Genomic DNA, 20,510 nt, shown 5'->3' on the forward strand with positions numbered 1-20,510 from the left:
GCGCAGCACGCCAGGAACGCCAAGGACACCCTGCGGATTCCCGACGGGCGCCCGAGCCCCCCGCGCAGTTGGTCAGTTATGAAACCGAGCCATCCGACCCGGGTCAAGGGACGTCACGAACACGCCAGGCGCAGAGGTTTAGGCCACTCAGTACACTATGCGCGTAGACAATCCGTCGGCCCTCACCCTCGACCTCCCGGCCACGAAGACGTTTTGGCTGACTACGCACGGTGAGGCGAGGGGCAGAGGGTGGTTCGGGGGACGCCGGGGGCCGCGCGAGGGCGATGGGGCGGGAGGTCCGGCCCGGAGGTGCGTGTGACCTAGTTCACAGCATGAACACCATCCACGTACACCAACTCCACGGGCTGCCGTGGTCGTTGTGCGGGCGCCCCACGGAACGGCCCCCGCTCAGCCCCGCCCCGGCGCCTCCAGCAAGGCCTGGCTCTGTGCCCCGAGCCATGTCATGCCGTACGTCTCCGCCCCGCGCGACGCCTCCCGCAGCAGGCGGACCGCGTGCGGCTCGCTCCCCGGGCCCCCCGCGCGACGCACTGCGCGGGCCTGGGCCAGGCGGAGGCGGGCGAGTTCCGGCTGGGAGGAGCGGGCCGGGACCGCCGCCTGCCGGAAGTGTTCGAGGGCGGTCTCCGGCTCCCCCGCGGCCAGCGCCAGCACACCGCAGGCCCGGGCGGTCGGGCCGACCAGGACGGTGGGCCAGCCGCCGAGAGCGACCTGCTCGCCGTCGTGCGGCGCCAGCCGGGCCCGGAGCACGGGCAGCACCTGGGCCAACTCGGTCTCGAATCCGCCCTGGAGGTCCAGCGCCGCGCAGACCTCCGCCAGCAGGACGAGCGCGGGTACCGCCCAGCCCGACGGCGGGAACCGGTCCACGTCGGCGACGCAGCCGAGGAACAGGTCCGCCCCCTCGGCGTGCTGCCCGGTCTCGCACAGGGCGAGGGCCAGACCGGCCCGCCAGATCGGGAAGTAGGCGTGCCGCTCGACATCGCCGGCCAGGTCGGAGGTGAACAGCTCGGCCAGCCGGCCCTGTTGCCTCAGCAGCCAGTAGGCCTGGCCGAGACGGGTCTGGGTCAGGTTGTCCGCGGGTACGGCGTAGTCGGCGCGGAGCAGTTCGATGAACTTCAGCGAGTCGACGAAGATCCACTGCGCGGCGGCGTCGAACCGGCCGTGCCACAGGTCGAGCAGGGCGTCGAGGGTGTGCCGCTGCCAGCGGGCGAGGGCGCTGTGGGTGTCGGCGGCGTGCTTGCGGTACTGGTTCGCGGTGGCGAGGGCGCTGAAGATCCTGCCGTTGCGGAGTTGGTCGATGGCGACGGCCATGAGTGCCTCGCCGCGGAAGTACGTCGAGTCCTGCCGGGCCGCGGCCTCGCGCAGTTGCTCGGAGAGCGTCAGTGACTCGGGGGCGGTCATGAAGTCGTAGCGTGCCCAGCGGCATTCGGTGAGGACTTCGCAGCGCACCTCGTCGTCGCCGTCCACGGGTAATCGGCGCAGCGTGTCCTCGGCGAGTCTCGCGCCCTCGGCGGGTCCCGCCAGTCCCGCCGCGGTGTCCTGGCTGACCGCCAGGGCCATCTTCTTCGCCAAGTGGGCTTCGAGACGCAGCCGCAGGCCCGCGGCCTCGGTGCCGCCGTCGCCCTCCAGCGCGGCCAGGCATCCCCTGATCGACTGCAGCAGCTCGCGGTCGACCTGCCCGGGATCGGACCAGCGGCGCGCCATGCGGATCACGGCCTCGGCCTGCGCCCGCGGATCCCCCGCGGCACCGCGGTAGGCGGCGGTGTAGTGCCGTTCGGCCTCCCGCATCTCGCCCGCGGCATGGCTGAGGTCACCGCGCCTGAGCAGCCGCCGGAACTCGGCACGGTCCTGCCCGGGAGGTGAACTCCCGTGCCCCTCCGGCGACTTGACCGCTCCGGGCGCCCGCCCGCTCGCCCCGTCCCGGACGGCCTTCGGTACGGCTTCGGAGCCGGGCAGCGGCGCCAGTCCGGCCAACGCGCCCTTGGCGCCCAGGACTTCGTCGCACAGCTGGGCCAACTCCAGGGAGGCCCTGCGTCGTCCGTTCTCGACCCGGCTCAGGAAGCTACGGCTGCAGTAGACCTTGCCGGCCAGTTCACTCAGCGACATACCGGCCGCGATGCGGCGCCGCCGTAACTCCGCGCCGAATCCGTCGTGCTCGATGGCCATACCCCCAACAACAACGCACCACCCGACCGGTGTTGCCAAATACCCGCTGGCAACACCCGACCCCTCCAGACCGCGACGACTACCGACGAAGCTGTCTGTGCCGGAGCCTACCGGGCACAGGGGCGTGCCCAAGGGCGGAACAGGAGCACTGGTCACGCCTTCGGGCGAACCCGAGGCACCGCAGCTTGTCGATATGCCGGAGGCACTCGACAGCAGCACACCCGGCACGCGCTCCACAGGGGCGCCGAAGAGCTGAACGACGACGGGGGGATGGGGGGGTCTACGGTCCGGGGCGCGCGGGGGGCGCTCCGGACCCGCGATCCCGGGCCCGCGATCCTGCGCGGCGGCGGAACCCGATCGCCGACACCGCCCGCCGCAGCGGCCAGGGGCGGGGCGCTTCGGGCGCCTTGGGAGCGGCCAAGTGCGGGGTGCCGCGGGTGCCTTGGGCTGACGGGAGGCAGGATGCCGTCATGCACCGCCGACAGATCAGCGCCATCGCCCACACCGACCACCCCGTGGCCGCCCCGCTGAGCGACGACTCCGTACGCGCACTCCTCGACCGGGCACTGCCGAGCGGCGACGCCCGGCTGCTCGACCTCGGGTGCGGATCGGGCACCTGGCTGATGCGCGCACACGCCGCTCGTCCGGGCCTCCGTGCCGACGGCGTCGACAGCGACTCCGAAGCCATCGCCGCCGCCGAACGCGCCGCCGACGAGGCGGGGTTCGGTGACCGGATCGCCTTCCATGCCCAGGACGCCGGGGAGTTCAGTTCCCCGCACCGCTACGACCTGGTTCTCAGCATCGGTGCCGCCCACGCCTTCGGCGGCCTCCTCCCCACCTTGACGGCCGCCGGCAGCCATCTCGCCCCGGGCGGAACCGTTCTCCTCGGCGACTGCTTCTGGGAACGCGCACCCGGCCCCGAAACCCTTGACGCCGGTTTCGCCGTCGACGACTACGACGACCTCGCGACGACCGTCGACCGTGTCGTGGCCGCCGGCTGGGTCCCGCTCCACGGGCACGTCAGCACCCTCCAGGAGTGGGACGACTACGAGTGGTCCTGGACGGGATCGCTCTCCCGCTGGGCCCTCGACAACCCGGACCACCCCGACCACGGCGAGGCCCTCGACGCCGCGTCCGGCCACCGCGACGCCTGGCTGCACGGCTACCGGGGCACGCTCGGCTTCGTCACCCTGCTCCTGCGCCGCGCGACCCTGCCGTAGGACTGCCGGACAACTCCCGTCGTCGGCCGAGGTGTTGGAGGTGCCGCAACCCTGCGTGCGGCACGGCCATGTCGACGAAGGCCGCGGGCACCGGGCCCGCCTCTCCGACTCCGGCCGGGAGCACCAGGGTGCCGTCGAGCGCCGAGGCCAGAGCGGTGCCCGCCGGTCCCGCCGCGAGGTGGTGGACGCCGCCGTCCTTGCCGTAGGCGATGCTCGACACCACCGGAATGCGGCCGCTGTCGAGGAACATGCGGAGCGCCCCCTGCCCCACTCGGCGGCGGAGGCCATGTCGGGGAAGAAGCCGTGGCCGTTGAGGTTGGCGCTGGATGACGCGCGGAACCGACTCTCCCGCGTACGCCGATCAGCTCCACTTCTCCGGCCGGGAGGTGAGCTTGCGTCGGCGGGTCGCCTTTTAGCCAGTGCCGATTTGGACATCACTCGACCAACGAGCACCGCACCTTCCTGCTGCCTGCACGCACCCGCGCACCCCTGATTCGAGCCTTGTCGCGGTTCATGTGCACATGTTATTTTACCGACGGCTGGTTGGTGGTAACTCGCTTGAGTAAGTGAAATCGATCCGATAGCTCGCTGGTGGGATGCGGCAGGAGGGGTCCGTGCACTGCACAAATGGCGAGATCGGTACGATTGTTGAGGCCGACCGATGCCCGTGACCAAAGCGGATATGCGGATCGTTCTGATCCATGGGAACGCCGGTGCCAGTATCGAAAGGGTCTGGTTCCCCTATCTGAAGCGAGAGTTGGAGAGTCGCGGCTACAACGTGGTGGCCAAGACATTCCCGGATCCGCTCAAGGGGCGAATGCGGTACTGGCTGCCTTTCCTCACCGATGTCATCTGCCCGGACGAGCGGACAGTCATCGTAGGGCATTCTTCTGGAGCGCTGACCGCTTTCCGGTATGCGGAGTCCGCCCCGCTGCTCGGCACCTTCGCCGTCGCCGCGCACCACACCGACTGCGGGTTCGAGCTTGAGCGGCGGAGCGGTTTCTTCGACGGCCCGTGGGACTGGGCGGCGATCAGACGCAACCAGCGCTTTATCGTGCAGTTCCACTCCACGGACGACCCGCTGGTCCCGGTGGAGGTCGCCCAGGAATTGCACCAGCTTTCCGGCAGCCGCCTCACCATGATGGAGGGGATGGGGCATTTCGGCGCCTTCGGCCAGGAGATGGACTCATTTCCAGAACTGTTGGACGCCATCTGCCAGGAGTTGGAAAGCCTGCTTCGAGCGGAGGAATGAGCATGCCGGAATGTTTGACCGGAACTTATTGCAGGCTCGCAGTCGCGAAGGGTTCATCCATCGATGATCGACGTTAACGGCTACCTGGCACGGTTGGGCGTCGAGCACCCCGGCCCGCCGAGCGCCGAAGCGCTCCGGCAGTTGCACGCCGCCCATGTCGAACGGGTGGCCTACGAAGTGCTCGACATCCACCTCGACCGGGTGGTCCCGATCGACGCGGAAAGCTCGGTCTCCCAGATCCTGCGCGGCCGTGGCGGCTACTGCTACACGCTGAACGGCGCGTTCTCGGCCCTCCTGACCGCCCTCGGCTACCAGGTCACCTGGCACCGGGCGGGCGTCCAGGCCACAGGGGAGGAGCATGCCCCGGGAGCGGGCCGGGCCAACCACATGACGCTGATCGTCACCGGCCTCCCGGACCAGGACTGGATGGCCGACGTCGGCATGGGGGACGCGCTGCACGAGCCCCTTCCCCTGGCCGAAGGCACGTACGAGCAGGGGCCCTTCCGCTACCGCCTGCGCCCCTCGGAGGTCGTCCCCGGCGGCTGGCGCCTGGACCACGACCCGGCGGGCTCGTTCACCGGCATGGACTTCGAGTCCAGGACTGCCGAGGTGTCGGAGTTCCAGGCCAGGCACGAGTACATGTGCACCTCGCCCGATTCCGAGTTCGTCCGCACCTGCGTGGTCCGGCGCCGCGACGCCTCCGGGATCGACTCACTCCTCGGCTGCGTCCTGCGCCGGACCGGCACCGGGTCGTTCAACCGCGTGCTGGACAACTCCGCTGACTGGTACGGGGCGTTGGCCGACGTGTTCGGCCTCACGCCGGCCGACCTCGGGCCGGACGACCGGGACCGCCTCTGGCGGAGGGTGCACTCGGCACACGAGGCATGGATGGCTTCAGGGGGCTTTCTTCAGCTGCTCCGCCAGCGCCCCCGGCGGTCCCGGCAGCCACAGCAGTAGCGCAGACGCAGCCGCGGGGTCAGCGTCCCTCTTCCTCCGGGCGGTAGCTGATCGTCACCGTGGCGGCGATGAAGTCGTGCAGTTCTTCCGCGGATTCGTAGTCGTCGTGTCGCGAGAGCACGAAGGCGGGGTAGCCGGTGAAGTCCGGGTACGGCCGCACCACGTCGCCGGGGTGCAGCATCTCGATCACCTGGTCCACCCGCGGGTCTGCCGCGACCTCGGCCATTCCCGTGATCTCCGTGATGACCCCCTGGCCACCGCACTGCACGATGTAGTTGGCGGCCACGCCCACGGCGGGCGCCAGACCGTCGGGCTTCGTACCGGCCAGACCCTGCGGCGGGAGACCTACGGCGATACGGAACGCCTCGCCGGCGAAGTCGACACCGCTGGCACCCTCGGCCATGTAGTGGGAGGCGCCCGAGCCGCCGAAACGCGCGCCGATCTCCAGCAGGAAAGGCCGTCGCCCGTCCGCGCACAGCCGCAGTTCGCTGTGGGTGGCGCCGGTGGTGATGCCCAGGCCCCGGTGGCCGCGCACCACTTCCTGCACGACCGCGTCCTCCACCGCCTGCTCCAGCCGCACGGGAGCGATGTAGACCTCCTCCTCGAAGTAGGGGCCCTGCGGGAACCCCTTGTAGCCGATGCACAGCACGTGGACCGTGCCGTCGACGACGAGGCACTCGACCGCGTACTCGGGGCCGTCCAGATACTCCTCGACCACAAGACCGGACAACTCCACGTCCTCGTCCAGCAACCGGCCGCTGATCTCCCACACTTCGGCCATCGCCCGCGGCAGCTCCGCGGGAGTGTCCACCCGGGTCACGCCGATGCTGGACAGCCCGTTGGCGGGCTTCACCACAACCGGGAAGGTCAGCGCGGAGAAGTCGGCCTCCTCGTCGGGCCCGCCGAGCCGCACGAAGCCGGGGGTGTGGCAGCCGGCCTCCGCCAGGGCCGCACGCATCCGGCGCTTGTCCCGAGCGTTGAGCGCGGCCTCCTTCGAGAGCCCCGGCAGGGACATCCGCTCCGCGAGTTCGGCGACCAGCGGCACCGTCGCCTCGTACGGGGTCAGCACCCCGTCGAAGGGCGTGTGCGCATGGGCGGCCAGCACGCTCTCGACGTCCTCCGCGTCGATGTCCAGGATCTCGACCACTCCGGGGGGCGGCGTCCCCATCGGGTCTCCGGGACGCGGGATCACCACCAGGTCGATCCCCTGGCGAACCGCCGCCTCGAAGAGCCACGGCAGACTCGCCTTGGGGTGGACCAGCAGAAGACGCTTGGGCACGGTCATTTTCCTTTGGGGGAAGTCGGTGCGGAGATGGTCAGCCACGTTCCGGCCGCGCAGGCCAGCAGGCAGAGCACCGTGGCCAGGTCCGGTGCCGGTGCCGCGCCCAGGAGCCAGTTGGCGATCCGGACCAGGAACGGCAGGGAAAGCCCGGCTGTCGCACTGAACAGGGCGCTTCGCCGCTGGATCAACTCGTGGGCCAGGAAGAAGATCGGCGCTGTGAGCACCCCGCCGAGCAGCGCGATCTCCCCCCACTGGGCGAGAGTGACCGAGCCGATCCGACCGCTCATCAGGGCGAGCGGCAGCAGGCACACCGTGGCCAGCGCGGTGATCCCGGGCAGGGCCGCGATAGACGGCAGGTCGGCCATCCACTTCTTGTAGAACAGGCTGTAGAGCGCGTAGGCGATGGTGCCGGCCAGAGTCACGGTCACCCCCATGGTCCAGGCGCGTGCGCTGACGTGTGGACCGGAGCCGGTGGCGCTGAGGATGTACCCGACGGTGGCCAGCACGGCCAGCCCTGTTCCGACGGCCTTCCTGGCCCGTACCTGTTCCCCGAAGAAGGCGATGCCCAGCACGAAGGTCACACACGGCAGAGAGGAGACGATCAGGTTCGCGGGGGTCAGGCCGATCTGGCCGAGTCCGAAGATCGTCGCGCCGAAGTAGACGACGAATCCCGACAACGCCAACAGCACGAGCGCCCTGGGCCGTTGGACCACCGCGTGGACCACGGAACGGGTCTGCTTGCCCAGTACGGCCGCCAGGCTCAGTGTCACGAAGGAACTGAACAGCCGGCCCTCGGCCACGACGAAGGGATCGACGTGAGCCACCAAGCGATCGGCGACGATCCAGCCCGAGGTGAGGAACCCGAGAATGGCGACGGTGAGCCCGGCCACGATGAGGCCGTCGCCCACGCCCCGGCGCGACTCGGTCTGTTGGCCAGTGGTCGAGGTCGTCGCCTCGGTGCGGGACTGGGCCACCTCAGAAGACCTCTGCCTGCCTGGTGGCTAACTCTGCCGAGGCCGTGCCTGTGTCCAGCATGGGTGTGCGAACCTCCCGTTACGGATGCGCCGCTTCGCGGGCACCCAAGTAGCACATTTACAAAGCGAGTTTACAGATCATCAGTCCCCCGTTCCGGCGACGAAGGCGTGGGCCAGGTGCCGGGTGTGGGTGAGCGTGATCAGCCATGACCTGATCCCGCCCGCCCGGGCCAACTCCGCCGCCCTACCGGTCAGATGGAGCGAGGGAGGACCTGCCGGCTCTCGGCGCACCTCGATCTCGGTCAGCACGGATCCCGTGAGACCGACCCCCAACGCCTTCAGTACGGCCTCTTTGGCGGCGAACCGGACGGCATAGCGCTCGGCGGGGTCCGCGAAGAGTTCGCAGTAGGCGCGCTCGTCCTGGGTGAACGCGTGGGCGGCGAAGCGCGGTTGACGCGACATCGTGGCACGCATTTCGGCGACCTCGACCAGATCGGTTCCCACACACAGAACTGTCCTGCCCACCAGCAGGGGCGCCGCATCGCGAACCGCCGTCGCGACCGCGTCGGCGTCCGCGGTGAAGGGTTCCTGACGACCCGTCACTTCCATGATCCAAGTCCCTTGCTACTCCTGCGACGCAGCAGATAGTGTGCCGAACCGCCGACCACGACGGAGCACGCGCGCGGAAGCCAGGCGCCGCCAGAGAGGATCTCCGGGATGACGCTGAACTTCTCCGTCCACCCTAATCCTGACCCGACGGGCCCTGAGCGCCGCGCGGAGATCCTGGCGGACCCCGAGTTCGGGAAGTACTTCACCGACCACATGGCCCGCGCGGTGTGGACGCCGGAGACCGGCTGGGCCGAGGCCGCCGTAGTGCCGTTCGCCCCGATCGCCATGCACCCGGCCGCTGCCGTGCTCCACTACGCGCAGGAGATCTTCGAGGGGCTCAAGGCCTACCGGCACCCGGACGGTTCCGTGTGGACGTTCCGGCCCGAGGCCAACGCCGAGCGGTTCGTTCGCTCCGCCCGCCGACTGGCCCTGCCCGAGCTGCCGGTCTCCGCGTTCCTCGACTCGGTGCGGAAACTCGTCGCCGTCGACCAGGAGTGGGTACCCGGCGGCGGTGAACAGAGCCTCTACCTACGGCCGTTCATGTTCGCCTCGGAGCCGTTCCTCGGGGTCCGACCCTCGGTCGAGGTCACCTACATGGTCATCGCCTCGCCGGTCGGCCCCTACTTCTCCGGCGGTGTGAAGCCGGTGAGCATCTGGCTGTCGCAGGAGTACACCCGCGCCGGACGAGGCGGTACCGGCGCGGCCAAGTGCGGCGGCAACTACGCCGCGAGCCTGGCTCCCATGGTGGAGGCCGCCGAACACGGCTGCGACCAGGTGTGCTTCCTCGACGCGCAGGAGGGCCGCTACGTCGAGGAACTCGGCGGCATGAACCTGTACTTCGTGACGCGTGATGGGCGGCTGGTCACTCCCGAACTCGGCACCATCCTGGAAGGGGTGACTCGTTCCTCGATCCTCACCCTCGCCAAGGAGATGGGCCTGGAGATCGAGGAGCGGCCGGTCGAGATCGGCGAGTGGCAGGAGGGTGCGCGCAGCGGCCGGATCCGCGAGGTCTTCGCCTGCGGCACCGGCGCCGTGGTCACCCCCGTCGGCCGGCTCGTCTGGCCCGACGGCGAGGTGACGGCTCCGGACACCGGTTCGGAGGGATCGGTGACCATGCGCGTACGCCAGCGGCTCGTGGACATCCAGTACGGGCTGGCCGAGGACGGCCACGGCTGGATGCAGCGCCTGGTGTGACCGTGCGCCCTGCCGTGCCGGCCGCCGGTCAGCGCCGGTACGGCAGGGCGGTGACGAGCCCGTGGCCGACCGCGTGGTTCGGGTGGGCCCCACCGCAGTCGTCCCCGGTGAAGGTCCGGCCCCGCGTCACCGGTCGACAGGCCGTCAGCAGATCCTCCGTACGCAGCGCACGGCCGCTGCCGATGTTCTGCTGCACGGCGAGCGCCGCGACCCCGGCGGCATACGCGGTCGCACCGGATGTGCCGCTGGACACCAGCCAGCCGTCGTCGGGCGCCGTCCCGTCGTACGCGCTGTTGCGGCGGTCGAACAGGCAGCCCGGCTGGGTCGGGAAGACGATGTAGTCGCCGTGCGGCAGCGTTCCGCACGGTCCGCACAGGTCCGGGACCGCACGTCCGGGGAACACCTCGGAGCGGTAGCTGGAGGCCAGGTCGGAGGCGCGCAGTTCGCCGTCCGGTCCCACGTGCACGCCGCCCACAGTGATCGCTCCTGGCGTGGCCACCGACTGGAACATGGCGGTGGGCCGGTCCGTCGATCCGTTGCCGGCGGCGAAGAGGACGGTGATGCCGCGCCGGACCGCGTTCGCCACCTCCAGGTGCAGGTGCGGCTCGGAGCGGAGAGTTCCCCAACTGCAGGAGATGATGTCCGGCTCCAGTTGCACCGCCCGCTGGAAGGCGGCCACGGGGAAGGAGAACGCCTCCCCCGCCATCTTGACCATGGTCAGCTCCACCCTCGGTGCCACCGCGAGCAACAGCGCCGACATGGCTGTTCCGTGGCCGCGCTCGTCGGCCCCGGGGTCCAGCGGTTCGAGAGCGGGCACGACACGGGTGGTGTAGCCGTGCAGGCGGTGGTGGGGATGGTCGTACAACCCGGTGTCCACCATCACCACCCGGACGCCTTCGCCGCGAATCCCGGCCGAGTGCAGCGGTGCGGCACCGGCCAGCCGTACCGCGTCCTCGGGCAGCCGCAGATAGTGGTCGCCGACCCCGTCGGGCGGGGTGACGCTCGCCTGCGGCTCGGCCGTCGTCGTACCGGCGGCGAGCTCGAACCCTGAACGGGGCGTCAGGACAGCGGCGACCAGCTCGGGGTGGACCCGGGAGCGGAGCGGGCCCTCGGCCGCCAGCTCGTAGCGGACCGATCCGCGAATGTACTTGTTGCGCACGGGTACCACCCGGCCGCCGAAGACCTCCGTGAGCAGCTCGGTGCGGCCGGCCACTGTCAGCCCGACATCGGTGCACGCCTCGACGACCAGCCCTTCTTCGGTGAAGGCCTCGGCCAGCCGGTCCACCGCGCCCGGCGGGGGCAGGAAGTCCGCCACCGGCCGGTGGAGCAGTTGCGCGGGATCGTCCGCCGGCACCGGCACGCCGGCCGACCGGGGAACGACTGTCACCACGCCGTGCTGCTCGAACCAGGCGAGTTCGTCCTCGACCATGGGGTGCCGTCCCTTCATGTGTTGGCCAGTGCCTTCAACCGACCGCGGTCGAGCTTGCCGGAGGCGGTCAGGCCGACGTCCGCGCCGGTCGGGAACTCGATTCTGGTCGGCATCATGTAACCGGGCAGGCGCAGGGCCAACTCCTTGCGCAGCTCCGGCTCGTCCGGCCCGGAACCGTCCCCTTCGTCGAGGACGAACAGGGTGATCGCCCTGCCGGTCACCGGATGCTCGGCCGGGACCGCGCAGCAGTCCGTCACCCCGTCGACGGCGAGCGCGGCGGCCTCCACCTCCGACAGATGGACCAGATTGCCGTTGATCTTCAACGCGTCGTCCCGCCGCCCCAGGAACACCAGCGCTCCGTCGGCCCTCCGGCGCACGTAGTCCCCCGAGCGGTAGTAGCGTGCTCCGCCGGCCGCCGGGGGTGCGACGAGCACGTCCGCGGTCCGCTCCGGGTCTCCGCAGTAACCCGTCATCATCTGCGCACCGCCGATGAGGAGTTCACCGGTCGTGCCGTCCGGAACCGGTCGGAGTTCGTCGTCGACGACGAGGAGCTCCACCGCCGGCAGTGCGGTGCCGATCGGCAGGAACTCGTCGCTGTATCCGTCTATGTCGCCGGTCAGGAAGAGGGTCGCGCTGTGCGTGGTCTCGGAGGGACCGTACCCGTGGACGTAGGTGAGCCCCGGTGCCATGGCCGCGAAGGCCCGCAGCACCGACACGGGGCAGGACTCGCCACCGAACCAGAGCCGGCGCAGCGAACTCAGGTCGCGGCGGCCCGCATCGCTGAAACGGCTCACCAGCATCCGGATCACCGAGGGGACCAACAAGGTGTCGGTGATCCGCCACTTCTCGATGGCCCGGGTGACCTGAGTGGGCATGCGCAGCCGGGGCAGCAGATGGACCGTGCCGCCAACCAGGAACGTGGACCAGAGATCGACGACCGAGGCGTCGAAGAACAGCGGTGCCACATTGAGGTAGCGCATGCCCTCCTCGAAGCGGACCACCTGCTGCACCCCTTCGAGCAGGGCGCACATCGCACGGTGGCTGATCGCCACGCCCTTGGGAGCACCGGTGGAACCAGAGGTGAAGACCACATAGGCCTGGTCCTCGGGGCTCCGCCCGGCGGTGTCGGCCGGACGGATCTCCGCCTCGGTGTCCGGATCCCACCACGGCGCGCCTGCGGTGTGTGACCCCTCGCCGACGGTCAGCACCGTTCCCGCGGGCGCCCCGTCGACCAGGCCCTGGTGCTGCGGGTGCACCAGGGTGACGGCGGGTTCGCACATGCCGAGCAGCACGGCGACCCGCGCGGTGGGCAAGGACTCGTCCACCGGTACGTAACGGGCGCCGAGCCGCAGCGCGGCCCACATCACCGTGACCGAGTCCGCGCACTTGTCCATCACCATGGCGACGGTGCTCCCCCGGCCCACGCCGAGTCCGGCGAGGAGATCCGCCAGGGCCTGGGTCCGTCGGGCGAGCGTCCGGTAGGACACCTGCCGTCCGGTGCCCAGGTCCACGACCGCCGTCGCCTCGCTGGTCCGGCGACGCTCCAGGACCTGGTCGGCCAGTTCCAGCACCGCTGCCGTGCCCTCGCTCACATGCCCTCCTGCGTGGAACTGCTCGATGAACCGCTGTGCGTCTCAGACAGCGGAGACCTCGTCCTCCAGGAGGTCCAGCAGGAGCCCCGAGAGGGAACCGAGGGTGGCGAAGTTCTCCACCGTCAGCATCTCCGGTTCGAGCTCGATGTCGTAGAACGTCTCGAAGGCCAGGGTGAGTTCGATCATCTGGGTCGAGTTGAGTGACAGCCCGCCGTTGAACAGCGGTGTCTCCGTGGTGAGTTCGACCTGCTGGGCGGGGAAGATCTCGGCGATGACCCCGCGGAGGTCCTGCTCGATGTCGTCCTGTGTCCTGCTTCCCACCGCCGCGTCAGCTCCTCTCCGCGGTCTCGTCCGCCGTCTTCGGGCGGGTCTGGAGGAACAGCGGGGTCCGCGGGATGTTCTGCGCGTCCTGGTGGAACGGATTGCGCTTGTTCTTCAGCGACAGGTACATGGTGCGGCGCGCCCGGGCCTTCTCCTCGTCCGAGTAGAAGAGGAAGGCGATGTTGCCGGCGTTCTCCCGGCCGACCTCGGTGAGGGTCAGTTCCTCGTCCGTCTCGATGGCGTATCCGCCCTGGACGAGCCAGTCCACCTCGCGGCGGTACTTCTCGAAGTTGGCGACGTCCTCCTTCCGGACCGTGCCGAAGACCGGGAAGAAGACCATGACGCGGTTCTCGACCTCGTCCTCGCTGCAGATCCTGCCCTGCTCGATGGGGATGACGTCGGCCTCGACGTCGCGCATCCAGCGCTCTACGTCGGTGTGGTTGCGGTAGCTGCGCTCGCCCATGTAGTTCTCGGCGGCCGGACCGATCCCCAGGGTGTAGCTGGCGCGGTAGCCGTTCCCGCCGCAGGCGTGGTTCAGGCCGATCTTGCCCGGGTCGTCCAGGTGCGTGAAGAAGTTGATGAGCAGCTGCTTGTCGTAGCCGTAGGCGGCGAGGCCGTCCTTGATCTGCCGGTACTGCACTCGCTCGATGCTTCCGGACGGCTTGACGTCCGCCACCTTGCCCGCGCGGATCTGCTGGTCGAGCCGGGTGCCCTCCCACTGGTTGAACCGGTAGGTCTGCACGAAGCTGGGTCGCAGCTCGGCGCAGATGCCCTCCAGGTCCCGGGCAAGGACCTCGTCGTCCTGACCAGGGAGGTTGTACATGAGGTCGAGGGCGAAGGTGCGGATGCCGGCCTTGCGGATGTTCTCAGCGGTCTGGTGCACCTGCTCGACGGTCGCCTTGATGGTGAGCTTCTTGCGGATCTCCTCGTCCAGGGTCTGCACGCCGAACGAGATGCGGGTGATCCCCAGTGACTTGAGCATCTCGATGTAGCCGTCCTGGGAGAGCCCGAGCGGGCTGCCCTCCAGGGAGATGCCGTCCGCCTCGCTCAGGTCGAACTCCCGGTGCACCGCCTGCAGGATCTCGGCCATCGACTCCTGTTCGAGCGCGGAGGGCGTGCCACCGCCGAACTGGACGTACTTGATCTTCGTTCCCTGGAAGTACTTCGACCGCGCGTTGCGCTCGATCTCCCGCACCATCGCCCTGACGAACCGCTTCTGCCGCTCCCCCTGGAACTTGGCCGCGGACTCCTTGAAGCAGGCGCAGAAGTTGCAGAACGCCTCACAGAACGGGATGTGGAAGTACAGCAGGATCTCGGTCTGCTGCGGGTGGGACTGACGGTCCAGGAAGGAGAAGTACTCCGCCTTCTTGTCCTCGTCGCCGAGGCGATCCTGGAACCCGCAGATCTTGGGGTAGAACCAGGTGACGTTGGTGCGCTTCTCCGGGCTTTCGAACTCGTCCTTCAGATAGAAGTTGGAGTCGAGGCCGAGCATGAACGGGTTCTCCACTTGGGTCGTCATGACCTCTGGTACCTGCTCTCTCGTCAGGAAGGCTGGTCGGTCGGCTGTCCCTTGTCGCCCCGGCTCTCGGCGAGGACCGGGTACTTACTGCTCATCTCGCCGTTGATCTCGATCCACTGGAGCTTGTCCTCGGGCAGGTCGACGTCCGCCCAGATGGCCTCCGGCGGACATTCGGCCACGCAGGCGTTGCAGTCGATGCATTCCTCGGGGTCGATGTAGAGCATGTCGGGCCCCTCGTGGAAGCAGTCCACAGGGCAGACGTCCACGCAGTCCGTGTACTTGCATCCGACGCACTCATCAGTGACGACGTAAGCCATCTTCGGGTTACCTCCGTGCTCCTGGTGGGCGGCGCGTGTCCGCGCCGGCGTCTTACGCGTGGACCGGGGCGATCTCCGTCGTCCGGCGCATCCAGCCGAAGCGGTCGGCCGCACGGCCCTGCTGTATGTCCCGCAGCAGGTCGCCGAATTCCGTGCCGACCGGTCCCGTGCCGCCGTTCGGCAGCGTGTGCTCGACGCCCTCGTGGCCGAGCGCGCCCACGGGAGCCACGCCGACCTCGGTTCCGGTGGCGAAGCACTCGGTGACCGAGCCGTCGTTGATGCCCTTCAGCACCTCCGCCAGCTCCAGCGGCCGTTCCAGGACCTTCGCACCGGAGTCACGTGCCAGCTTGACGACCGAGTCGCGGGTGATCCCGGGGAAGACCGTGCGGTCCAGCAGAGGGGTGGTGAGCACCCCGTCGATCACGAAGAACACGTTCAGGTTGCCGACCTGCTGCACGAAGCGTCCGTGTGTCCCGTCGAGCCAGAGCACGTGGTCGTAGCCGTAGTTCGCGACGACCTCGGCCGGGACCACGCCGGCCGCGATGTCGCCCACGGCACTGGTGTCACCTGTCCCGCCGGGCCAGGAGCGGACGTAGTCGGCCGTCGTCATCGCCCGCAGCGGGGGCGACACGGCCGGTGCCGTCGGGGGCACCGACGCCAGCACGTAGAAGAGGCACCGGTCGGCGGGGGCGGGAACGAGTCCGTCGCCGGCGGCGGCCAGCACGGCGTGCAGTTGCAGTACGGCGCCGGTGTCGGCGGCCGGCCAGTCCTGGTCCAGCTCCAGCAGGGCGCGCACCGAGCTCCACACCCGGTCGAAGTCCACCTGCGGAAGTCCCAGGCGGCGCGCGCTGTTGTTGAGCCGCTTGATGTGGCTGTCGGGACGGAAGGCGGCGACCGAGCCGTCCGACATGCGGTGTGCACGGAATCCGGCCGTCACGCTCTGCCCGTTGAGCAGCGCCGCGGCGGCGGGCCCCAGTGCCGGAATGCTGTCGCGGTCGGCGACTGTCAGCGCCTGCCAGGTGCGGCGTTTGCCGGAGCGCATGTGGAAGGCGTGGTCGGTCAGGAGTGGCCCGCTCTCCGATGACGCCTCCGGCCTCGGGCGGGGGGCGCTCGTCGGGGTGACCGTCAGTTCGTCGCTCATGGTGGATGCCTTCCTCCCCGTCGTCGCCGACGGTGGGCTGTGGATTCGGACCGAGTTCGTCGGCGACCCCGCCGGTCGGATGCCCGGGAACAGCCGTGTCACCGGTGACGTCCGGCAGTCGGCCGCTGAACTCGTTTGTCTTGGCGGGCAGTTCAGCCCTTATGGCCGCGCGCCGGTCACCGAGCCGGAGTCAGCTTCTGCTCCCGGCGGCGTACCGCCCCTTGCCCACATGGAGGGTGAACACCATGGGAACCGCGCCGAAGTCCTCGACCACGTGCAGTCCTTCGTTCCGGGCCGCGGGGGCCGTCGTCACACAGGCGTCGTACTCGCCGGCGGCGCACAAGGCCGCTGCCCGCGAGTTGCTGCTGGTCAGACTGAGGTCTCCACGGCCCGCGACCAGACAGCTCGGAGCCGGATGGGAGACAACGGTGTTCACCGGCGACTGGGTGTCCCGGCTCGCGAGGACCATCTCGTAGGTGTCCAGGAGGAAGCTGTCGACCATCTCCAGGCGGTGCAGGTTGTGGAAAACCAGGTCGTGGAGGCGCGGGTAGACGGCGCAGGCGAGGATCGCCTCGGTCCCGTCGAACCTCATGGCGTCGAGACCGTCCTCGACCTCGGCATGCAGGACCACGTTGCCCACCGCGCTCCGCCCGGCGAACCAGTGGTGGGCCGCCTTCTCCAGGTTGGTTCCGGAGGGGCCGAGCGTGTGGATCCGACTGATCCGCGCCAGACCGCCACCGTTGCCGGCCCGCACCTGTGTACTGGTGTTCATATCCCTCGTCCCTCGTCTCCGTGACTGCCCTCGGCCGGCTCCGTTCCCTCGACGTGCAGCAGCCACCCGTGCTTGTCGGGGGTGCGCCCGTGCTGAACCGCCAGCAGCGCATCGCGCAACCGCGCGGTCGTCACGCCTTCGTGGCCGTCGCCGACAGTGAAGTCCTTGTCTCCGATGCCGAGCCGGCCGACGGCCACGACGGCTCCGGCCGTGCCGCACGCGAACACCTCGACGAGGCGTCCCGACTCCAGCCCGTCGCGCATGCCGTCGACCGAGGTCGGCTCCTCCACGGCGTTCAGGCCGAGGTCGCCCGCCAGCGTGAGCAGCGCATCACGGGTCAGCCCTCGGACCACGGTTCCGGTGCAGGGCGGGGTGGTGATCCGCAGGCTGTGCCCGGTGGCCTCGGTACTGCCGTCGTTCCAGACGAAGAAGAGGTTCATGGTGCTGAGTTCCTCGACCCAGCGCCGCTCGATTCCGTCCAGCCACAGGACCTCGTCGTATCCGGCCGCCTGTGCCTGAGTCCGCGTCAGCAGGCTGGCGGCGTAGTTGCCCGCGCATTTCGCCTCGCCCGTGCCGCCCCGTACCGCGCGCACCGCGTCGGTGGCGACCTTGACCGAGAGCGGACGGAAGTCCTTCCCGAAGCACGGGTCCGCGGGATAGGCCAACAGGACACAGCGCAGGCTGCGTGGGGGCTTCAGCCCCAGGTCCGCCTCCGACCCGAACAGCAGCGGCCGGATGTACAGGCTCTGCCCGAACCCGGAGGGCACCCAGTGGTGATCGGCCGAGACCAGCAGGGAGCAGGCCCGGACGAAGTGGTCCACCGGCACACCGGCCATGGCCAGCCGTTCCGCGGACAGTTCGAAACGTCGCCCGTGGTCGGCCGCGCGGAACAGGGCCACTGAGCCGTCCGCCGACCGGAATGCCTTCAGCCCCTCGAAGACGACCTGTCCGTAGTGGAGTCCCAGAGTCGCCGGGTCCATCGCCAGCGCACCGTAGGGTTCGAGCGACGGCTCCGACCACGGCCTGCCGGGACCTCCTTCGAACACCGCGATACGGCCTGTCGAGTAGCGGCAGAACCCAGGATCGTCGAGAATCCCGGCCGGTACGATGTCGGTTGCGACCGTGGTCGCCTGCGCCTCAGACACTGACCTCGGCACCCCAGAGACTCAGCGGTGCCAGGGGACCGCCGTACCGCAGCGGCTTGGCTTCGGGCTTCCGCAGCAGAGTTCGGTAGAGGAACTCCACGGCCTCGGTCCGGTAGACCTCGTCGTCCTCGATCTCCTCGATCTCCTCGATGAGGCGCACGAGACGACGAACGCTCTCGACGATCGCGGGCTTCGATCCCAGGACGCGGACACCGGAGTCGTCCACCGCGAAAAGTCCCTCCGACGCCAGCCAGGTCCCCAGGGCGAAGCCGGTACCGGAATCGAAGTTCCGCAAGGGATCCGGCTGTGTCGGGTAACGGAACAACCGTTCCAGAAGGATGTACTCGAAGACGACGGGTCCGTAGGGGACGTCCTCCTCGAAGCAGGCGATCGCCGACTTCATGTCCACCTTGAGTTCCTCAAGGAGGCCCGGGCGCCATGTGGTCTTCAGCGCCAGATGTTCATCCAGAGGCCGCGGGCCGGTGTGGTGGAAGTAGTCGTGCAGATATCCCCAAACACACCGCGCCTGGTACACGTCCTCCGGATCGAGCCCGGCGGAAAGCAGCTCGGCCGATTCGGCGAAGGGTGAATCCGGGCCGCACAGACGCTCCACAATCCCGAGCGTCTGGGCATAGATGTCCGTGTGGCGATCGAAGAAGAACCAGGCGAAGTTCTGGTCGGTACAGCGCGTGTCCGCCGGAATGTTTTCCGGAAAGAAAACCACGCAGTTGCCTTCCCGTAAGCCACGGGAAGCGGACCGCAGTCGGGTGGACTGGAAGACCGCCTTCGGATGCGGATACTTCGCCTGCAGATATGGAGTGCAGTCAGGGTCCTGCCGAACGACCGAGAAGGCCTCGATGTGCACTTCCCGGCGATCACTGTTGGGAAGCACCACCGGCCCGACGTAGGCGGCGGCCTCTCCGTCAAGTGGAGCGGGAACAGCGTCCCTTGTGGCATCGAAGGACGGGACACCCGTCATGCCGGCTTCCTGCCACCGTCGCAGGTCGAGTGTTGTCGCAGCTATCTGACGCTCCGACATGAGGCCGTCCAGCCCCTCGACCGCTCTGCACAGATCGGTGACAACTTCCCGTAGTTCCTCGGCATCCGCGCTGCCGCGCAGCGCCCGGAGGCGATCCGCCACCGGTAAGACGTTCCGTTCGAAGTCCAGCAGCTTGGACTCTATGCCTGGCGTCACAAGTTCCCCCGCCTTAGCCCTTACATCGGTCAAACATCTGCGTTCCAACGGCCTTACCCGCAACAGCATTCAGCGACCACGGAAGTTAGCAGCGATCTACGAGCCAGACAACACCCCCTCGTCGGGAGCGAGGCCTGCAGACGCAGCGCATGGCGGTGCCGTCATGACTATCTTCGGGAGCGCACAGGATATGCATGCCGATATCGAAGATTCCATTGCCGACGCTTTTTTCAGACAGCTTCCCGCACCATGGTTTAAGGATCACCAACGGTTCCGGGTGCGCTTTCCGGCCGGGCGGCGGAGGCGGTGTGCTCGTTGTCCAATACCGGTTCCGCGCCCGGGAGTTGGCCCAAGGACCCCACCAACGGACGGCGGCGATCGAAGTCTGGAACCAGCCACTCGTCGCCCGATCGCTCTCGTCTCACGACGTGCTGCGTGTCGGCGGGCTCGTCGATCGCCGACCGCCAGGGCGAGTTGGCGACGGAGGCGCCCGGCGCGGGGACGGCCGGAATGTCGGCCATGCGGGGTGCTTGCAGGCTGCGGAGTCGCTCGATCCCGCCTCGCAGGTCGGGCTGGGTGCGGAGCCAGGACCGGGTCGACATTCGCGCGGCGGGCGAGGGCGTCGAAGCCGAACGAGGCGGCTCCGTCCACGAGTTCCCGCAGGGCCTGGATCGCCCTGCAGTGGGCGAGTTCGCGGCGGCGAGGATCAGATGGCTCGACACGACGCCGGACTTCCGGCCTGAGCTCCGTCGCCGTCGCCGTCGTACCGAGGTGGACCCGGTGTCGTCGATACGAGCCCCGGTGTCCCCGAGGGCCGCGCGCAGGCCCGCGCCGAAAGCTCCGGGGCGAACCCAAGCACGCTGCCCCCACGGCAGCGGACGGTGGAGAAATTCATCTACGCCCCGACTGAACGAGCAGAAACAGAGGCCGCTTCGACTTCCGCGCCCGCCATACTCCCGGCCGATTTCAAAAGCGATCCATATCCCGGATATCGCACCTTTCGAACGGAATACCTCCTCTACGGGGACAAACGCCCGCCCCTCCGCCCCAAGCCTGTGAAAGGTCCCCAGCCTTCGCCACCTCGACGTGGACGTCGCCTACGCAGTGACAGCGTTGTGGCGCGTTTTCCTGGCGCTGGTCGTCGTCCCGTACACGCTGTGGTCGGTAGAAGTGTTGTCGCGGCGCAGCTCTTCGGTGTGTTCGTGGGCGCCGACGTGGCCGTCCGGCAGACGCAGGCCAAAGGCCGTACGCAGGGCCGCCGCACGTCTTGGTCGCCGCCTGCCGGCCAACGAACCTGACCTTGCGTCAACTGACCCTGCTGCTCGGGGTGCCCAAGTCCGCGGCCGAACGCATCGACCACCCCAGGCCGTTGCTTACGGTCCGGCAACGCAAGCGGTTCTGCAAGGACCC

Annotated in this window: 18 protein-coding genes and 1 pseudogene; 5 read left to right on the top strand and 14 right to left on the bottom strand. The window is 69.1% G+C overall.

Going from position 1 to position 20,510, the window contains the following annotated elements; all coding sequences use genetic code 11:
- Positions 1-408 precede the first annotated feature (408 nt).
- Positions 409-2,181 (bottom strand): helix-turn-helix transcriptional regulator, encoded by a 1,773-nt coding sequence (locus tag AB0I69_RS27870; RefSeq protein ID WP_363098440.1) that lies wholly within the window; start codon positions 2,179-2,181, stop codon positions 409-411.
- A gap of 470 nt (positions 2,182-2,651) precedes the next feature.
- Between AB0I69_RS27870 and AB0I69_RS27875 the strand changes: the two genes are divergently transcribed.
- A complete protein-coding gene (locus tag AB0I69_RS27875; RefSeq protein ID WP_363098441.1) occupies positions 2,652-3,401 on the top strand; it encodes a class I SAM-dependent methyltransferase in 750 nt (249 codons plus the stop codon).
- On the opposite strand, the gene AB0I69_RS27880 is transcribed toward AB0I69_RS27875, so the two are convergent.
- Positions 3,367-3,651 carry a hypothetical protein gene (locus AB0I69_RS27880; protein ID WP_363098442.1) on the bottom strand — a complete coding sequence of 95 codons (285 nt, stop codon included), beginning with the start codon at positions 3,649-3,651 and terminating at the stop codon, positions 3,367-3,369. The genes AB0I69_RS27875 and AB0I69_RS27880 overlap by 35 nt on opposite strands.
- 411 nt (positions 3,652-4,062) lie before the next feature.
- On the opposite strand from AB0I69_RS27880, the gene AB0I69_RS27885 reads away from it, so the two are divergent.
- Together AB0I69_RS27885 and AB0I69_RS27890 are read left to right on the top strand one after the other, a co-directional pair.
- Complete coding sequence (locus AB0I69_RS27885) at positions 4,063-4,653, top strand: alpha/beta hydrolase (protein ID WP_363098443.1); 591 nt, start codon at positions 4,063-4,065, stop codon at positions 4,651-4,653.
- Between the two features lie 63 nt (positions 4,654-4,716).
- Entirely contained in the window at positions 4,717-5,610 is an 894-nt protein-coding gene (locus AB0I69_RS27890) for an arylamine N-acetyltransferase (protein ID WP_363098444.1), read from the top strand.
- 19 nt (positions 5,611-5,629) lie between these two features.
- On the opposite strand, the gene AB0I69_RS27895 is transcribed toward AB0I69_RS27890, so the two are convergent.
- The 3 genes from AB0I69_RS27895 to AB0I69_RS27905 form a co-directional block, all read right to left on the bottom strand.
- Positions 5,630-6,889, bottom strand: a complete 1,260-nt coding sequence (locus AB0I69_RS27895; protein ID WP_363098445.1) for an ATP-grasp domain-containing protein — start codon at positions 6,887-6,889, stop codon at positions 5,630-5,632.
- 2 nt (positions 6,890-6,891) lie between these two features.
- Positions 6,892-7,866 carry an EamA family transporter gene (locus AB0I69_RS27900; protein WP_363098446.1) on the bottom strand — a complete coding sequence of 325 codons (975 nt, stop codon included), beginning with the start codon at positions 7,864-7,866 and terminating at the stop codon, positions 6,892-6,894.
- Between the two features lie 141 nt (positions 7,867-8,007).
- On the bottom strand, positions 8,008-8,370 hold the full coding sequence (locus AB0I69_RS27905) for a holo-ACP synthase (RefSeq protein ID WP_363098447.1): 363 nt from the start codon (positions 8,368-8,370) through the stop codon (positions 8,008-8,010).
- Positions 8,371-8,583: 213 nt separating this feature from the next.
- Between AB0I69_RS27905 and AB0I69_RS27910 the strand changes: the two genes are divergently transcribed.
- Positions 8,584-9,669 (top strand): branched-chain amino acid aminotransferase, encoded by a 1,086-nt coding sequence (locus tag AB0I69_RS27910; RefSeq protein WP_363098448.1) that lies wholly within the window; start codon positions 8,584-8,586, stop codon positions 9,667-9,669.
- Positions 9,670-9,697: 28 nt separating this feature from the next.
- On the opposite strand, the gene AB0I69_RS27915 is transcribed toward AB0I69_RS27910, so the two are convergent.
- From AB0I69_RS27915 to AB0I69_RS27955, 9 genes are all read right to left on the bottom strand, one after another.
- Complete coding sequence (locus AB0I69_RS27915) at positions 9,698-11,116, bottom strand: S8 family serine peptidase (protein WP_363098449.1); 1,419 nt, start codon at positions 11,114-11,116, stop codon at positions 9,698-9,700.
- Positions 11,113-12,690 carry an amino acid adenylation domain-containing protein gene (locus AB0I69_RS27920; RefSeq protein WP_363098450.1) on the bottom strand — a complete coding sequence of 526 codons (1,578 nt, stop codon included), beginning with the start codon at positions 12,688-12,690 and terminating at the stop codon, positions 11,113-11,115. Before AB0I69_RS27920 ends, AB0I69_RS27915 begins: the two co-directional genes overlap by 4 nt.
- A 42-nt stretch (positions 12,691-12,732) precedes the next feature.
- Positions 12,733-13,011 (bottom strand): acyl carrier protein, encoded by a 279-nt coding sequence (locus AB0I69_RS27925; RefSeq protein WP_363098451.1) that lies wholly within the window; start codon positions 13,009-13,011, stop codon positions 12,733-12,735.
- Positions 13,012-13,018: 7 nt separating this feature from the next.
- On the bottom strand, positions 13,019-14,530 hold the full coding sequence (locus tag AB0I69_RS27930) for a radical SAM protein (protein ID WP_363098452.1): 1,512 nt from the start codon (positions 14,528-14,530) through the stop codon (positions 13,019-13,021).
- A gap of 23 nt (positions 14,531-14,553) precedes the next feature.
- Positions 14,554-14,847 carry a ferredoxin family protein gene (locus tag AB0I69_RS27935; RefSeq protein ID WP_363098453.1) on the bottom strand — a complete coding sequence of 98 codons (294 nt, stop codon included), beginning with the start codon at positions 14,845-14,847 and terminating at the stop codon, positions 14,554-14,556.
- Positions 14,848-14,899: 52 nt separating this feature from the next.
- The gene (locus tag AB0I69_RS27940) at positions 14,900-15,988 is read right to left on the bottom strand and encodes an aminotransferase class IV (protein WP_363098454.1); all 1,089 of its coding nucleotides are present in this window, start codon (positions 15,986-15,988) and stop codon (positions 14,900-14,902) included.
- A 190-nt stretch (positions 15,989-16,178) separates the two neighbouring features.
- Positions 16,179-16,760, bottom strand: a complete 582-nt coding sequence (locus tag AB0I69_RS27945) for a bacilysin biosynthesis protein BacA (protein WP_363098455.1) — start codon at positions 16,758-16,760, stop codon at positions 16,179-16,181.
- Positions 16,757-17,905 carry a branched-chain amino acid aminotransferase gene (locus AB0I69_RS27950; RefSeq protein WP_363098456.1) on the bottom strand — a complete coding sequence of 383 codons (1,149 nt, stop codon included), beginning with the start codon at positions 17,903-17,905 and terminating at the stop codon, positions 16,757-16,759. The genes AB0I69_RS27945 and AB0I69_RS27950 overlap by 4 nt, the downstream gene beginning before the upstream one ends.
- Positions 17,898-19,046, bottom strand: coding sequence for a DUF6421 family protein (locus AB0I69_RS27955; protein WP_363098457.1), 1,149 nt, complete (start codon positions 19,044-19,046; stop codon positions 17,898-17,900). The genes AB0I69_RS27950 and AB0I69_RS27955 overlap by 8 nt, the downstream gene beginning before the upstream one ends.
- Positions 19,047-20,364: 1,318 nt before the next feature.
- On the opposite strand from AB0I69_RS27955, the pseudogene AB0I69_RS27960 reads away from it, so the two are divergent.
- Positions 20,365-20,508 (top strand): annotated as a pseudogene (locus AB0I69_RS27960) (IS5/IS1182 family transposase); the annotation flags it as partial.
- Positions 20,509-20,510: the final 2 nt, after the last annotated feature.

The organism is Streptomyces sp. NPDC050508 (genome assembly GCF_040655155.1).
Classification (GTDB): domain Bacteria; phylum Actinomycetota; class Actinomycetes; order Streptomycetales; family Streptomycetaceae; genus Streptomyces.

Coding starts and splice junctions, on each gene's coding strand:
- AB0I69_RS27870 (WP_363098440.1), bottom strand. CDS start 2,181: ATGGCCATCGAGCACGACGGATTCGGCGCGGAGTTACGGCGGCGCCGC.
- AB0I69_RS27945 (WP_363098455.1), bottom strand. CDS start 16,760: ATGAACACCAGTACACAGGTGCGGGCCGGCAACGGTGGCGGTCTGGCG.
- AB0I69_RS27915 (WP_363098449.1), bottom strand. CDS start 11,116: ATGAAGGGACGGCACCCCATGGTCGAGGACGAACTCGCCTGGTTCGAG.
- AB0I69_RS27885 (WP_363098443.1), top strand. CDS start 4,063: ATGCCCGTGACCAAAGCGGATATGCGGATCGTTCTGATCCATGGGAAC.
- AB0I69_RS27930 (WP_363098452.1), bottom strand. CDS start 14,530: ATGACGACCCAAGTGGAGAACCCGTTCATGCTCGGCCTCGACTCCAAC.
- AB0I69_RS27880 (WP_363098442.1), bottom strand. CDS start 3,651: ATGTTCCTCGACAGCGGCCGCATTCCGGTGGTGTCGAGCATCGCCTAC.
- AB0I69_RS27910 (WP_363098448.1), top strand. CDS start 8,584: ATGACGCTGAACTTCTCCGTCCACCCTAATCCTGACCCGACGGGCCCT.
- AB0I69_RS27935 (WP_363098453.1), bottom strand. CDS start 14,847: ATGGCTTACGTCGTCACTGATGAGTGCGTCGGATGCAAGTACACGGAC.
- AB0I69_RS27890 (WP_363098444.1), top strand. CDS start 4,717: ATGATCGACGTTAACGGCTACCTGGCACGGTTGGGCGTCGAGCACCCC.
- AB0I69_RS27940 (WP_363098454.1), bottom strand. CDS start 15,988: ATGAGCGACGAACTGACGGTCACCCCGACGAGCGCCCCCCGCCCGAGG.
- AB0I69_RS27875 (WP_363098441.1), top strand. CDS start 2,652: ATGCACCGCCGACAGATCAGCGCCATCGCCCACACCGACCACCCCGTG.